19 protein-coding genes and 1 pseudogene are annotated in these 13,255 nt (G+C 40.0%); 11 read left to right on the top strand and 9 right to left on the bottom strand.

Annotated elements, in window-relative coordinates:
- Positions 1-115 precede the first annotated feature (115 nt).
- Positions 116-523 (top strand): hypothetical protein, encoded by a 408-nt coding sequence (locus FD723_RS40635; RefSeq protein ID WP_179070826.1) that lies wholly within the window; start codon positions 116-118, stop codon positions 521-523.
- Between the two features lie 64 nt (positions 524-587).
- On the opposite strand, the gene FD723_RS40630 is transcribed toward FD723_RS40635, so the two are convergent.
- Together FD723_RS40630 and FD723_RS40625 are read right to left on the bottom strand one after the other, a co-directional pair.
- Entirely contained in the window at positions 588-758 is a 171-nt protein-coding gene (locus FD723_RS40630; protein WP_179070825.1) for a hypothetical protein, read from the bottom strand.
- 45 nt (positions 759-803) lie between these two features.
- Positions 804-968, bottom strand: a complete 165-nt coding sequence (locus tag FD723_RS40625; protein ID WP_179070824.1) for a hypothetical protein — start codon at positions 966-968, stop codon at positions 804-806.
- A gap of 231 nt (positions 969-1,199) precedes the next feature.
- Between FD723_RS40625 and FD723_RS40620 the strand changes: the two genes are divergently transcribed.
- Complete coding sequence (locus tag FD723_RS40620; protein ID WP_179070823.1) at positions 1,200-1,742, top strand: hypothetical protein; 543 nt, start codon at positions 1,200-1,202, stop codon at positions 1,740-1,742.
- Between the two features lie 39 nt (positions 1,743-1,781).
- Here FD723_RS40620 and FD723_RS40615 read toward each other — a convergent pair whose 3' ends face one another.
- From FD723_RS40615 to FD723_RS40605, 3 genes are all read right to left on the bottom strand, one after another.
- On the bottom strand, positions 1,782-2,363 hold the full coding sequence (locus tag FD723_RS40615) for a hypothetical protein (protein WP_179070822.1): 582 nt from the start codon (positions 2,361-2,363) through the stop codon (positions 1,782-1,784).
- Positions 2,364-2,441: 78 nt separating this feature from the next.
- Positions 2,442-3,659, bottom strand: coding sequence for an RNA-guided endonuclease TnpB family protein (locus FD723_RS40610; protein WP_179070821.1), 1,218 nt, complete (start codon positions 3,657-3,659; stop codon positions 2,442-2,444).
- A 321-nt stretch (positions 3,660-3,980) separates the two neighbouring features.
- On the bottom strand, positions 3,981-4,136 hold the full coding sequence (locus FD723_RS40605; protein WP_179070820.1) for a hypothetical protein: 156 nt from the start codon (positions 4,134-4,136) through the stop codon (positions 3,981-3,983).
- Positions 4,137-4,345: 209 nt separating this feature from the next.
- On the opposite strand from FD723_RS40605, the gene FD723_RS40600 reads away from it, so the two are divergent.
- From FD723_RS40600 to FD723_RS40590, 3 genes are all read left to right on the top strand, one after another.
- Positions 4,346-4,690, top strand: coding sequence for a hypothetical protein (locus FD723_RS40600; protein WP_179070819.1), 345 nt, complete (start codon positions 4,346-4,348; stop codon positions 4,688-4,690).
- Positions 4,691-5,231: 541 nt separating this feature from the next.
- Positions 5,232-5,426 (top strand): hypothetical protein, encoded by a 195-nt coding sequence (locus FD723_RS40595; RefSeq protein ID WP_179070818.1) that lies wholly within the window; start codon positions 5,232-5,234, stop codon positions 5,424-5,426.
- A gap of 261 nt (positions 5,427-5,687) precedes the next feature.
- The gene (locus FD723_RS40590) at positions 5,688-7,616 is read left to right on the top strand and encodes a DEAD/DEAH box helicase (RefSeq protein WP_179070817.1); all 1,929 of its coding nucleotides are present in this window, start codon (positions 5,688-5,690) and stop codon (positions 7,614-7,616) included.
- 3 nt (positions 7,617-7,619) lie between these two features.
- Here the strand turns inward: FD723_RS40590 and FD723_RS40585 are convergent, their stop codons facing one another.
- Positions 7,620-8,831 (bottom strand): AIPR family protein, encoded by a 1,212-nt coding sequence (locus FD723_RS40585; RefSeq protein ID WP_179070816.1) that lies wholly within the window; start codon positions 8,829-8,831, stop codon positions 7,620-7,622.
- A 147-nt stretch (positions 8,832-8,978) separates the two neighbouring features.
- Here FD723_RS40585 and FD723_RS40580 point away from each other — a divergent pair, with 147 nt between their 5' ends.
- The 6 genes and pseudogenes from FD723_RS40580 to FD723_RS40560 all read left to right on the top strand — a co-directional run bounded on the left by FD723_RS40580 (position 8,979) and on the right by FD723_RS40560 (position 12,422).
- Positions 8,979-9,305 carry a hypothetical protein gene (locus FD723_RS40580; RefSeq protein ID WP_179070815.1) on the top strand — a complete coding sequence of 109 codons (327 nt, stop codon included), beginning with the start codon at positions 8,979-8,981 and terminating at the stop codon, positions 9,303-9,305.
- A gap of 66 nt (positions 9,306-9,371) precedes the next feature.
- A pseudogene (locus tag FD723_RS43770) lies at positions 9,372-9,551 on the top strand (RNA-guided endonuclease TnpB family protein); the annotation flags it as partial.
- Positions 9,552-9,651: 100 nt separating this feature from the next.
- A complete protein-coding gene (locus FD723_RS40575; protein WP_179070814.1) occupies positions 9,652-10,017 on the top strand; it encodes an HNH endonuclease in 366 nt (121 codons plus the stop codon).
- A gap of 332 nt (positions 10,018-10,349) precedes the next feature.
- Complete coding sequence (locus tag FD723_RS40570; RefSeq protein WP_179070813.1) at positions 10,350-11,117, top strand: ParA family protein; 768 nt, start codon at positions 10,350-10,352, stop codon at positions 11,115-11,117.
- A gap of 1 nt (position 11,118) precedes the next feature.
- Complete coding sequence (locus tag FD723_RS40565; RefSeq protein WP_179070812.1) at positions 11,119-12,066, top strand: ParB/RepB/Spo0J family partition protein; 948 nt, start codon at positions 11,119-11,121, stop codon at positions 12,064-12,066.
- Between the two features lie 2 nt (positions 12,067-12,068).
- A complete protein-coding gene (locus FD723_RS40560) occupies positions 12,069-12,422 on the top strand; it encodes a hypothetical protein (protein ID WP_179070811.1) in 354 nt (117 codons plus the stop codon).
- A 31-nt stretch (positions 12,423-12,453) separates the two neighbouring features.
- Here FD723_RS40560 and FD723_RS40555 read toward each other — a convergent pair whose 3' ends face one another.
- Genes FD723_RS40555 through FD723_RS40545 form a run of 3 tightly spaced genes read right to left on the bottom strand, consistent with a single transcriptional unit; the run spans position 12,454 to position 13,246 of the window.
- A complete protein-coding gene (locus FD723_RS40555; RefSeq protein WP_179070810.1) occupies positions 12,454-12,636 on the bottom strand; it encodes a hypothetical protein in 183 nt (60 codons plus the stop codon).
- A 33-nt stretch (positions 12,637-12,669) separates the two neighbouring features.
- Positions 12,670-12,981, bottom strand: a complete 312-nt coding sequence (locus FD723_RS40550) for a hypothetical protein (RefSeq protein WP_179070809.1) — start codon at positions 12,979-12,981, stop codon at positions 12,670-12,672.
- Positions 12,982-13,009: 28 nt separating this feature from the next.
- Entirely contained in the window at positions 13,010-13,246 is a 237-nt protein-coding gene (locus FD723_RS40545) for a hypothetical protein (protein WP_179070808.1), read from the bottom strand.
- Positions 13,247-13,255 lie beyond the last annotated feature (9 nt).

The following is a 13,255-nucleotide window of genomic DNA, read 5'->3' as shown; positions in this document are numbered from 1 at the left end:
GCTAACTAAGCTTTTACGAATTAGACTTTGCTTATATCTGCGTTATGTTATTACGTAAAATGCTATAGTATATATAGCTACACTTAGCTAACAAAAGTTTAACCAAAGGATTCCAATGAATAATAATATGCCTGAAAAAGCAATTAGTATTTTTGACTTGTTTGAAGAAGCAAAAGAAGATGAGGATTACTACGGAAGTCCTGTAAGACCATTAGAAATTCAGTCTGGACAAAAAGTTGTTTTTGCCAGCATAGAACGCTTGATAGATATAGTGGAAGGAGATACTTACCTATGTTTCGTCTGGCCCGATGAAGGTAGTTTTGATGAGAAAGGACATTTTCAATTCAATCAAGGTTACGATGAATACGAGCCAGTAATTATCGATCAGACTACAGCTAATGCGATGAAAATAGTATATCAAGCCATCGTTCCAGACAAGCAAGAAATTTTTGTTCAACGTATTGCCAAAGATCGAATTAATTTCATGAATATGGTGGATCTTACTTGGTCATGTATTAAGTAGACACCTGCACAATTAAATAAAATAACGAAACCCACATTACTGTTTAGTAATGTGGGTTTCGTCGTTAAAATGGTATATCAGAATAGTTTGGATTGTCCTCAAGCGAACACGCTATACCTGCTTTGCAGGCAGCGTCACTCATTCTTATCATTCTTTGTTGAAACTCATAGTCTGGAGACAAAAGCCAGTAACCATGATTTTCATCTTCGTAGTAATCGGGATCTGTGTCGTTCATTATTCCAATGATAAAGGGAAGGGTTTAAATCCTTCCCTGATAATATTAATCGATCAACTGACGAGCAGCATCAACTACTCCAGCATCCCACTCCCGCTTCTGCTGCTCTGTCAAGTCAGCAGGTGGGGTGGTGCCAGTTTGAACAGAATTATAGCCCTGTTGCATATAATTCTCTGATTTCTCTGAACTATTCTTAGATTTTTTAGACATCTTTTTGTTATTCCTTAGAAGCTTCAACTTCTCCTACTTTCACACAATCTTCATTGATAACAGATAAAATCATCTTACTTCTCCACTTAAGCGCAAAATCAAACTATTATATTTGCACATAACTAGTACTCTTCTATTGTAATATTTCTTAAATGTGATTACTAAATAAATGGAGGTAATCTACACTAAAACCAAGCTTCATAAAGCATCAGAATTAATATTAGAAAGCTTATGGATAGCTACGAACAATTATGCCAATGGCGGGATATATGCCAATATTTAGATCGGCAATGGTATAAATTCTCTGAAAATAGCGATCGCCGATTTACACTTTTATTGCCAGAGTCCCAAATTATCAGGCAGAAACTCTGGAGCGATTATATGATTCAGCTTGTCCGCTGGGGGCAGCATCCTTATAACTACTATCACAACGATCGCGAATATCGAGATGTGTATGGCTGGAGATTGAATGTAGGATGGGAGTTAAAAATTGATTTTTTAGAAAAAGTAACCTTATTCAATCGCAATCCTGAAGACTTGCCACAGCCCTGGCGACGCTATATCTGGGAAGCTGTGCTTAATCGGCAAAGTAGGATAGCCCAGGCACAGCAAGAGCGAGTTGAACGCCAGCAGCAAATCAAGCAAAAGCAAGAGGAAGAACTCAAATTAGGAGGTTGTCCCATCGACTTTAATTGTAGATCGATGTCTGGAGCCTTTATTGCTGGGGAATGCCCGAATTTTAAAGAATGCCTGAAGTTCTGGCAAACTTTGTAATTTAGTGCAAGGCGATCGTTTTTGGGTAATTATTCTTTTTCAGTTATTTTGTTTATGTCTTTTTACAAAATTATTCACTTCTTCTAACAACAAAGAAGTTTCTGATTGCACCAGAGATGTCAAATCCAACTTTTCTGGGTTTTCTATTAATTGATTGTCGTTATCCCAAACCAAATGACTCCCATCTGGAAATGAGAAAGCTTTAATTGGCTCGGCATTGTACGCTTGAATCAATGCAAGTAAGTCCTCATCAAAACTTTCTGGTCTGACAGCTTGCAACACCTCTGCTTCTAAGTTAAACATAAAAGACAATTCTTGCCTTTTTTTGAAATGTGGATTTATCCCCTTATTTATATACAAAGCTACTGCATACAACACATACTCAATATCGTCTTGCAATCCTGGGATCGAACAGGGGACGTAAGTTTTATTCAGGGTAAGGACTGATGTTCCTAAGTGCGACCAAATCCACCAATACGATTCATTTTTATTCCTAGCGATGTTGTAGATTAATCCCTCGGCGAATGTCTGGTAGTAGAATTGGTTTTCGTTTTCTCCAAATTGGAATTGAATACCTGCAATTTCTCTGACTGCTGGAAAATCAATATTTGCTTCCGACATCGTGACATCTCCTATTCAAACAGTCTTTAATCAATCAAATTTTAGCTTGAGAATTCAATAATTATTGGAGGCTGTGAACTACCCACACTTCTCCTGACGGAGTAAGTGTGGGCTTCCGGTTTCATCGACAATAGCCTTTCCACTTTGCAGTTTATTGGTCTTACATTGCCTCGACTCGGCAAGAACGGGGTTCCCTCCGTCCATAGATAATATCCGAATACCTTCTGTTCTGATGTTCTGACTGGCGTTCCCGTCTCTATCGTGATGAGATTTACACTTCGGGCAATCCCACTCTCTGATATCTAGCGGCAACTCATCAACAATATGACCACAACATGAGCAAGTTTTTGAACTGGGAAAAAATCTATCTATTCCAACAAGCTGACCGTCAGAGTCTTTTAACTTGTAATCAAGGAAATTGACGAACATCCCCCAGCCCACATCAGATATACTTTTCGATAGCTTACGGTTCCGTACCATTCCCTTGATGTGAAGGTTTTCCACAACAATAATTTGACTTTCATTGACCAATTTTCTGCTGAGTTTATGCAGAAAATCCTGGCGGGAATTTGATACTCTTTCATGAACCTTAGCTACTAGCTTTTTGTGTTTATTTCTAGAATTACTTCCTTTAACTTTTCGGGCAAACTTTTTCTGCTTACGAGCTAGATTTTTCTCGTGGCGTTTTAGGTGTTTTGGGTTGGAATACTTGGTAAACTCCTGTCCATCATGGACAATTGCAAAGTCCTTTAGCCCAAGATCAATACCGAGTATTTTATCTCCACTCGGTTGATTCAATTCAACCTCTACCTCGCACAAGATTGAGGCAAAGTACTTGTCACTAGGAGTTTTACTAATGGTGACAGTTTTAATTATTCCCGAAACTTTTCTGTGAAAGACTGACTTCACTTCACCAATTTTAGGAATCTTTAACTTCTCACCTACAACAGTGACACTTTGCGGATACTGAATAGACTGCCTATCAAATTTTGATTTAAACTTGGGAAACTTAGCCCGTCCATCAAAAAAGTTTTTGTAAGCTTTGTCTAGATTAATGGCTACGCACTGCAAAACTGACGAATAGCAATCTTGTTTTAACCAAGGGTACTCTACTTTTAGTTGAGGTAGTAAACCCTTATATTCACTCATTTTTAGCGACTTCCCAGTTTGCCCATAGTGTTGAATGCAAGCATTAAGTGCATAGTTCCAATACCATCTTGCACAACCAAACGATCTGGCTAGACTTTCTTGTTGCTCGATTGTTGGGTATAGCCTGACCTTAACTGCTTTCAACACTTTTTATCACCTCCTTTGTTATCCTATAATATCATGGATGTAGGTAATACGTGGGTACAGAATGAAAACAGAATGGTTCAAAATGCGAATGAGTGAACGCAGATTAAATAAGTTACGGCTGTATGCGACGATAAAGGATACGACAATGACTCATGTTGTCGAAGAACTTATTGACTCGTTGAAAATCCCAGAGAGAGGCAATTCGTCATCGACCAACATTGCTGATTAAACTACGTTTAATATCGCTTGTTGGTCAATTCCTTATTGCCCAGAATTCATCCCACACCTCCCTAGCGGGTAGGATGTGGGGCTTCTTCTGCTTTAAGCTAAATTTTGATTTTCCCACCAACTAACATCTCGCTGTTCTTTACATGTCAAATAACTTATATCTTCGTAAACACGCACTGAAGCAAAGCCTACATACTCCCCTGGCTCTATCTGTTGCAATGCTGCCAATATCTCTTTAGCTTTAGCCATCTTCACAATCTGCTTGGCTCAACCTGAATATGATACCTACTATTGAGCTTGCTTGGAGAAAACCACGGAATTCCGTAAAAGGTTTTGGCGATCGCTAAGGCAATAATATTTGCTATCGTGTACGATCTGTGTGTTCAGAGGTTTGTACCGTAGCATTGTCAGCTAGCCAAAGGTTCGGTGAAATCTCCATACCCTTATTCTTTCGTAAAATGCCCGACACCATTGCCATAACAGGGATTATTGTTGGACTCACTTCACTAGGGCTTGTCGCCTACCCCAGAGTAAAAGTGTGGTTCAAATATCAAGAGGCTTTGCAGATAGTAAAATCGGATTTAGGAAAAGAAGCGATCGTCGCTCTTTGTCGTAAAGAATTTTCAGCCGAAGAGGCAGAAAAAATGGTAGTGGGACTGTATTTAGGTAACAAACCCGATGCCGCCAACAAAATGCTGAGAGCGATCGCAGACGAAGATAACGACACGCTGCTTGAGATAGTGCGCCAATCAGTAGAAGCCAACTCTCATATTTTTCGCTCTTATGACGTTGGAAATAGCTGAAGTTTTATACAATTTTACCTATAAAAAACACCATAACAGTTCAGACTATTTCGGCAATGTCAAACTTTAAAATTGCTATTCCGGCAAACTCAGGCTTTAAATTATGGATATTCGTGGAACAGATTTACCGCGATTGAGGCAATGTAGTGGCAAAATCAAACTTTAAAGTACGGCAAAACTAAGCTTTAAATTACATTTTAGGCTTCACCTGAATCCTTACGAAGTTTAAAGAGTGTTTTTATAATCTGCTTGGCTTAACCGGAATATCATACCTGCTGTTGAACCTGCTCAAGTAACACCACGGAATTCCGTAAAAGGACTGGGCGATCGCAGGGTGTTCTGTTTTAGCGAACACAAAATAAGATACCCTTATCTTTTATCCGATATAATCTACGATTAATACCACTTGCTTTGATATATAAGACTTTCAGCAACACGCGATCGCTGAAATCAAGTTTTACTGCAAATCCTTATGCAATAATGATGAAAGTTTTACTTAACCAGTGAAAGGGTAAGTTGGGACAGAACAGGAAACATGGGAATGCAAGGCAAGTTATGGGCTTGTAAGGATAACGATCTGACGCAAATACTGAATATTGGTAATCGAGAAGATTGTCGATTGCTGTGCGAAAGCTTGAATACCTATGTCGGAGGAACGGTTGATGCAGAAGGTGGTTACGACTCTATACGAAATCAACTGGCATCAATTAACTTTTTTAAATTTCTTAGAAGCTAAAGATATCGATAAAATCAGAGAATTTTTAGCAGATGGCTATATTTTGCAATGGGAGCCATCTTACTAAAACCAATTAGAGAGGTGGCAAAAGTATTAAGAAGAGATAAGAGTAAAAGGGGTAAATAGAGTACTTTAAAGTTAATATATATTAGACAAAAATAGACACCAAAAGCCAGGAAGCAACACTGGCTTTTTTCATACTTATTCAAAGATTTTCTTTTCTCCTTGCATAATTGTAGTAGTAACTACTTCTATAAAATTATGGAGAATATTGAAATTGGTAAACAGTTTTTGCCAGGGGGAAAGTATGAACTAAGAGACTATCAAAAACAAGCAATATCTCAAGCCTATAAATTCTTTCGGATGGGGCTAAGATCCGTGGTGATTTATGCCCCGACCGGAGCCGGGAAAACAGTTATGGCTGTCAAGACAATCGTTGATGCTGTAAAGAAAGAGCGTCGCGTAATGTTCCTTGTCCATCGCGGCAAGCTAGTCAAACAAACAGTAAAAATTCTTCAAAGCAACGGTATCGATGTTAGCGTAATTTGGGCTGATTGGCCAGAACCTCCTGATTATTCCAAGTCTGTACAGATAGCAATGGTACAAACTCTCCAAAATCGGGAATTACCATCAGGCATTGGTTTAGTCATTGTAGATGAGGCTCACACTACTGGTTTTTATAAGCTTTATTCTCAAAAGATTCTAGAAACTTATAGCAATGGAATTTTGGCACTTTCTAAATGTTATTTTCTAGGTCTGACCGCTTCTCCCTGGAGGTCGAAGGCTACAGAAGGGTTTTGTCACTTGTTTCAAGCTGTTGTGCAAACAGCATTCCCCCAACAGTTGATAGATGCAAATAGATTGGCGCGATCGCGGCAATTCGGCTTTGATGGGTTAATTGATTTCAAACAGCTAGACAAGGGCAAGGATGGTGACTACACTCAGAAATCAATGCGGAAAGCCTGCGATGCTACATATAACAGTGAAATTGTGAGGAATTATTTGGAGCATTGCCCAGACCGAAAAGCGATCGCGTTTTGCAGTGGAATTGAGCAAACTATAAATCTGACCCAACAATTTTTAGAGCATGGGGTCAGCGCTGAATTCATAGTAAAGGACACTCCAGACAAGGAAAGAGATGATATATTTGAGAGATTTAGGTTGGGCATCACTCATTGTTTGGTTTCAGTGGGAGTGCTATGTGAAGGCTTTGATGAACCCAGTGTTCGAGCAGTAATTTTGGCCAGACCAACGAAAAGTGTTGCTTTATTAGTACAGATGTGTGGCAGAGGATTAAGGATATTTGAGAATAAGGATGATTGCTACTTTTTAGATTTTGGTGAAAATTTTAAACGTCTGGGATTTCATACAAAACAACGAGAAACTCCTTTATGCCCTAGTGGCAAAGATGATTCAAGAAGCGAAGAACCTGAATACAAAACTTGTCCGAATTGCCAATCAGTCATCTTTAAATACTTACGAATTTGTCCATCCTGCGGACACGTATTCTATGAAACTGATTGGGAAGTGTTGCCGATGCAGCCATTTGGAGAACTTTTAGATCCAGAGCAGAAAAAGCAAGTAAAATATTTTCGCAGATACATTTACAATTGTTATTGGCTGAAAAATCGTCCCGAATTTTCTATTCTCCAAGCAGAAAGAATTTTCTACGAAAAATATAAATATTATCCATCGGATGAGTGGTCTGTAGGTGCTATTTTTCAAGACGACAACAAACTTAAACTTTATTATCAGCAACTTTATGTCCGTTTTTTACGGCAAAATTGTCAAAATCCTGACAATATCCAAGAAGCTGCTTGGATTGAGAAAATGATGCGGAAAGAATTTGGGAAAAGCGATCAAGGCGAATATATCCCTTGGTGGAAGATTATGGGATTTCACCGCTTGGTTGATGATGTAGAAGAAATTAAAATGAAATATATGCTTCAATGCGAGTTATATTGCAACACGACTCATGGACAAGAGAAATTAAGATTACTATCTCTTGCTATGTGCGAAGCGATGCAACTAGGAATTAGCCCTGGAGTAGTTGTAAACTGGCGTAAATGTCCGGGGCATTTGGAGTGGATGCAACCCTTCCGAATTGTAGAAATTGACCCCTTGGAGAAATTAGCTCAAATTGATGGGATTCGCCATCGAATCCCACTCGAACAACTAGTAATGACTTGATTGTTAGCTAGCACTCAACATCAAATGCGGACGATTTTTGTGAGTATCAGAATTGACGATGGTCAGCAGGTGTTTATTCAAGTAACTTTGGGCCAGCACGTACATACTTTCCCAAATCTCTTGACTCCGACAAATCTTCGTTCCCACGGTATTACCCAAGCTTTTTTCCGAAATCAAATATTTACGATATTGCTCCCAAGCTTGTTGAAGGAAATCCTCGGCAAATTCTTCAAACGGAATAACCCAAAAATACTTTTCATCCAGAAAGACTCGAAAAGCCGCAACTATCGGCAATGCAATATCAGTTGGTGCGCCAAAGCCGAAGGAATATCTGCTATCTGGCAACAACGTGCTTTTGCGAATGTCGATTGAGGCTAAATTGTTAATCCCCCTGGCTTTGGGACTCGTAATATGTTTTTCAATCAGTTGATAAAGTCTTTGCTCGATATGCAACGCTTTGGGTAGCAAGGGAAGCAAGCGGGTTAGCCTCTCCCTTTCTGTATCGGTGATTTGGGAAGGACAAGCTGTCCCGGTTGGATGCTTTGCTTTTTTATTGGTCTGTGGGTTGTATCTGTTTCTATCTAGGCAATTCATCAACTTGAACAAATGGTTGATGTTGCATTGAGAATTTTTGGGAACGCCACTTTGATTTTGATAATAGGCAATTCTAAATTTTCTATCTTCTTTCAGTTCTAAATTGGCTAAAAATTGCTTAATAAATCCGTAGTCCCCCCTGGCATTCACCTTCGAGCGAGAGTCCACAGGAGAGGAAGTATTTGAAGCTAAAGCTATGTCTTTTGCTTCTTCCTCCATTAGTCCGATGTGAATTGTAACTTTAACTCTGCCCTTGGTTAGATCGTATTTGTATGCATTAGCTTGCTGGAAAGCCAGTAGTGTATGTCCTCCATTGATGATGCCGTCGCTGCCCCCTTCGCTAGCTTCCAGCATCTCTAATTCAAGTTGAGTTCTATTTTTGGTAATAGCAACTTTGTTCGCACACAAGACAATGCCGCTGTGGCGTTCAAAAAATCTTTCGGGCTGAGTAGTCAGCGAGTCGAAAACTTGTCTGTATGTCGTGCTTTTTTTGTTAGGCTCTCGAATATTTGGTTCTAGGGGAAGGTCGGTTGGAAATCCGTCGATTTGAGCCGTGGCAATCAGACAACTCGAACTCGCCTGAAGATAGTTATCAATCTTAATAATCCAAGTCTTAGGCATAATTTTTATCAGAAGATAAGTAGAATGATATCAAAAGTGTTCTCGGTATGTGCATATATAGAGAAATAAATTTAAAAACTGCTCGACCAACCAGAACAATTTTCAAGGTGGCGTAGAGAAAGTATATCCAAGGATTCGGAATAGACGATGCACAACAGGGATAATCAAAAATCAAAATTAGCTTATTGGGTTGGCGATGGCAAATGGGCTGACGTAGTTTTTCCAGAGCAGGAAGAACTTGTCTTGCTATGTAGCAGATGGGAGGTAGAGCGATCGCCTGAATACGATAAATATGCAGAGTTAGGTCATGTACCTCGCGAAGCCCTGATGCAGGATGGCTGGAACTTTGATTGCCTTTGCTGCGATCGCGCTTTTTGCAAAGATGATTCTGAAGCTCCGGTATTTATCGATAAAAAATGTTTTTGTAGCCAAAGTTGTTATGCTCTCTATAGTACTAAGGAGAAGGATGGCTGAAGAACTCGACACTGCGACGAAGATTTGCAAAAAGCTAATTTTGCAGCAGACTGGTTCTATTTATGGAGGGATGTGAACGCAAGCATTAACCTCAGAGATGAGGGACTACGAATTTTGACCTCTGGAACGGGGGATAAAGCCTGTTGTCCAGATGTAAGTCGGAGTAAGGGAGGACGCAAGAAATCCACTACTGCGCTTTCTGTTGGACAGGAAGCCTACACTGTACCGTCAGGTCAGTGTAGGTAGTTCACACTTGCGTTTCTCGAAATAGCTGAAGACATAAGCGATATTCAAAGGATAAAAAGAGAGCTAGTAGTTAAGGGAGTTCCAGGAACAATTATCAAAAATGAGGCTGTCGATACAGAAACGCGAGGCTCTGAAGAAACTCCCATATCCGACCTACCTGAAGTCTGACTTTTGGAAATCTGTTCGCGAACTAGCTCTCAAACGAGCGGGATATGCCTGCCAAACTTGTAATGCCAAGACTAATTTGCAAGTTCACCATCGAACTTATCAACATCGAGGTTATGAAGACCAGCATATTGAGGATCTAGTCACATTGTGCAATACTTGCCACAAAAAAATTCACAATATCAAAGTCAAACGCAGGAAAAAACGTCCCAAACGAACTGTTGGGACAACCCGAATTAAAGCTAGACAGAATAAAGCATATATTTCTAGAAGCATCTTAATATTCCACTCGTTTCCCTAAAACCTCTGCCTTCTAAGAAACAACCCCACTAACCAAATTAATTGGTCAGTGGGGCTATTTTTATATTTTAGCTTCTACTAGTATATACTGAGGCAATATTTTAGTTATGTATAAAATGTTATACTTTTCAGCCTTAATTTCTCTAAAGAGTTTGACCCAGTGATGCTCGTCAACGGCTTCAGGGTAACTACCGTAAGTATCGAGATTTTCTAAATCTGATATCATTTTTTGTCAAATTTCACAACAATGCTTTCAGTGGAATAACATTCTATGTTAATCTCACGGAAAGCGTCTAACGATTGGATGCAAAAAACATCCGCAAATTAAAAATTGTGACTATAACTCCAATTATTGCCCTATTCAACCAAAGTGGTGGGGTGTCCAAAACAACCTTAACTCAAAATTTGGGCTATCACCTCGCACTCAAAAATCGCGTTCTCCTCATAGATATCGACCCGCAGGCAAGCTTGACAACATTCATGGGGCTAGAGCCTTATGACTTGCAAGCGACCATTATGCAGACCATCCTGGATGTGAAGGAACCCCTGGCAATTCAACCAGAATTAATCAATGGCATAAGTCTTGTTCCCGCGAACATTCACTTGTCGGCTTGCGAGCTACAACTCGCTGGCGCGATCGCCAGAGAGTACAGATTGAAAAATGCTCTCAAAGCCATACAAGAAAATTACGATTTTATCTTGATTGATTGCCCCCCTAGTTTGGGATTACTCAGCATCATCAGCCTGACTGCTGCTACTCATATTCTGGTTCCCATTCAATGTCAATTCAAATCGTTCAAGGGAACCGAACTGCTTCTAGACACTGTGTCCCAAGTCAAAGCCAACACCAACCCTGATTTAGAGATAGCTGGGTTTATCCCAACCATGTTGGACGCCAGAACCGCCCAGGAATCGCGCACCTATAATGCAGTTCAAAAAGAATTAGCCGAATTTGGCCCTGTATATCCAGCCATACCTAAGACAATTGTATTTGCCGACGCTTCCGAGCGCCGGATGCCCTTAGCGCTCTACGACAAGAGGCATCCTGCCGTAACCATTATGCAAGGGATCGCTAATGCTTTAGAAAAGCTTAGGGGTTGATATGGCTACCAACAAGCGAGAAGAACCTTATGCTTCCTTAAGGAAACCTACTATCAACCCGCTATTTAATAGCACCATATCTCCTAAAGACGATAGCGATGTTGCTACAGTAGAGTTCAGTAAAATCAAAATCCCCGCGTCGCAACCCAGAAAATATTTTGACCCACAAAAGCTGGAAGAGTTGGCGCATTCGATTAAGCAATTTGGCATTTTAGAACCTTTACTTGTACGACCTTTACCCGATGGCAATTATGAATTGGTAGCAGGGGAAAGACGCTATCGCGCCGGAACAATGGCAGGGGTTCAGAAAGCTCCAATCATTTCCAAGGAAATGGATGACGCTACCATGCGTCAAATCCGCTTGGTCGAAAATCTCCAACGAGAAGATTTAAATCCCCTAGAAGAGACTGAGGGGATTCTAGAAATTCTATCTTTGGAATTGGAAATCAGCATACCTGAAGTAGTTAAACTCCTGTACAGGATGGAAAACGAACTAAAAGGTAAAGTTACCCGACAAGTGTCGGGTAACTCGCAAACTCTAATTGTTGAGGAAATATTTACGATTATAGGAACGATGAGATGGGATTCGTTCGTTCGTAAACGTTTGCCTTTATTAAAACTAACTGCCGACATTATGGAAATGCTTCGCTCAGGAAAATTAGAATTTACCAAAGGTGTTGCGATCTCCAAAGTTAAGAATGATGTAATTAGGAAAGAAATCCTAGAAATTGCGATCGCAAACAATCTGTCTGTTGGCGAGATTAAGAGCTTAATTGCCCAAAGGGTGGAAGAGTCAAGTTCAAGTGGTAAACCAGAACCGGGGGTATTAAAAGAACGTATTGATGATGCTTTCGGACGGTTTAAGAAATCCAAGGCGTGGGAAGATCCCCGTAAAAAAGCAAAGATAGAAAAACTTCTGGCACAATTAGAAGCATTGAGCGAGTCATAAAAATGAATTCAGAATACCCAGAGGTATCAACCCCGAAGCAGTCAATTTACGATATCGACGTGGACTACGCAACGGTGAATGCGACGTTCAAGGCGATCGCCGAATTTCGGACAAAGTTTTATCGAGATCCAGATTTATTAATTGTTGGCTCCGTGACTTATGTAAGCCTTTGCCATTACCTAATGGAAAAGAATATGTCGCAAGAGGCGTTGGTCAATTCTTTTCAAGGAGTGCCTTTAATTTTAGACCCCGACCCCGCATCCCCAAAGGATAGGGTGACAGCAATATTTGGATTACCCAAGCGAGTATTGTCGGAGCAAGTTACTCCAGATGAAGTTGTTTTAAATTCGGACTAATTTACAAAATAGTCACAAAAAAAGGACGAGATTAACTCGTCCTTTTTATATTGCCAATGGGCAGAAGAAGTAGGCTATTCGTATTACCTTCTGGAGGAACTTCCACAACCTTTTTGATTAAAAATCCGAAAACCAAATCATCATCACCACATTCGAGCAATCCATAAGTCTCTAATACGACAATTAGAGGAGTGTTTGGTTTTAAATCTTTCATATAATTGCAGGTTGTTATGCTGCAATTATATTGTTAATCTGGATTGCTGCAACTAACGACTGATTGATCGCTTGGTCGTTGTATAAGAAATGGCTTTTGGGTTTCAAACTCTGGCAACATCGGAATCTGCCAAGAAAATGGATTTCGTTCGCGATCGGTTCGGTCTACATCAACATTTTGCGACACCCACATAAGTCCACGACGATCGCCAAAATCGTGAATGTAATCTAGCCAGAATACGTGTGGCCCAAAAAAGCAACACAGAACCATTTGTCCGATTGGAGGATGAAATCGATTGCTCCAATACCAAGTTCCAACTTGAATATCTTTGAGTTCTTGTACCAATGAATCCTCCTTTGCCTATCAATTAAAATTATCCCGGCACAAAGAATGCCCAAGCCTTGTCCCCTTCCACCCATCCCAAAGCTTTCATTTTTGCTTTATCTAGTTCCATCATCTTACTGTAGGATAAGTTGTAATCTCCGACGTAAATAAATCCATGATTTACTGCCATTTCTGCGTCTGGATCGTATCGGCGGATAATTTCTACCCCCATAATAAATTTGATTAAATTATTGGCTTTACTCTCTGTCAACTCTGGTTGTTTCATTGATAGACC

The organism is Nostoc sp. C052, assembly GCF_013393905.1.
Taxonomy (GTDB): Bacteria; Cyanobacteriota; Cyanobacteriia; order Cyanobacteriales; family Nostocaceae; genus Nostoc.
Note: the sequence above shows the minus strand (reverse complement) of the source record. Positions and strands in the feature narration are given on the sequence as shown.

Excerpts from the sequence above, each read along its gene's own strand:
- FD723_RS40555 (WP_179070810.1), bottom strand. The coding sequence starts at position 12,636 with ATGAAAGATTTAAAACCAAACACTCCTCTAATTGTCGTATTAGAGACT.
- FD723_RS40565 (WP_179070812.1), top strand. The coding sequence starts at position 11,119 with ATGGCTACCAACAAGCGAGAAGAACCTTATGCTTCCTTAAGGAAACCT.
- FD723_RS40615 (WP_179070822.1), bottom strand. The coding sequence starts at position 2,363 with ATGTCGGAAGCAAATATTGATTTTCCAGCAGTCAGAGAAATTGCAGGT.
- FD723_RS40630 (WP_179070825.1), bottom strand. The coding sequence starts at position 758 with ATGAACGACACAGATCCCGATTACTACGAAGATGAAAATCATGGTTAC.
- FD723_RS40575 (WP_179070814.1), top strand. The coding sequence starts at position 9,652 with ATGAGGCTGTCGATACAGAAACGCGAGGCTCTGAAGAAACTCCCATAT.
- FD723_RS40585 (WP_179070816.1), bottom strand. The coding sequence starts at position 8,831 with ATGCCTAAGACTTGGATTATTAAGATTGATAACTATCTTCAGGCGAGT.
- FD723_RS40605 (WP_179070820.1), bottom strand. The coding sequence starts at position 4,136 with ATGGCTAAAGCTAAAGAGATATTGGCAGCATTGCAACAGATAGAGCCA.
- FD723_RS40590 (WP_179070817.1), top strand. The coding sequence starts at position 5,688 with ATGGAGAATATTGAAATTGGTAAACAGTTTTTGCCAGGGGGAAAGTAT.
- FD723_RS40560 (WP_179070811.1), top strand. The coding sequence starts at position 12,069 with ATGAATTCAGAATACCCAGAGGTATCAACCCCGAAGCAGTCAATTTAC.
- FD723_RS40580 (WP_179070815.1), top strand. The coding sequence starts at position 8,979 with ATGCACAACAGGGATAATCAAAAATCAAAATTAGCTTATTGGGTTGGC.
- FD723_RS40545 (WP_179070808.1), bottom strand. The coding sequence starts at position 13,246 with ATGAAACAACCAGAGTTGACAGAGAGTAAAGCCAATAATTTAATCAAA.
- FD723_RS40635 (WP_179070826.1), top strand. The coding sequence starts at position 116 with ATGAATAATAATATGCCTGAAAAAGCAATTAGTATTTTTGACTTGTTT.
- FD723_RS40595 (WP_179070818.1), top strand. The coding sequence starts at position 5,232 with ATGCAAGGCAAGTTATGGGCTTGTAAGGATAACGATCTGACGCAAATA.
- FD723_RS40625 (WP_179070824.1), bottom strand. The coding sequence starts at position 968 with ATGTCTAAAAAATCTAAGAATAGTTCAGAGAAATCAGAGAATTATATG.
- FD723_RS40600 (WP_179070819.1), top strand. The coding sequence starts at position 4,346 with ATGCCCGACACCATTGCCATAACAGGGATTATTGTTGGACTCACTTCA.
- FD723_RS40620 (WP_179070823.1), top strand. The coding sequence starts at position 1,200 with ATGGATAGCTACGAACAATTATGCCAATGGCGGGATATATGCCAATAT.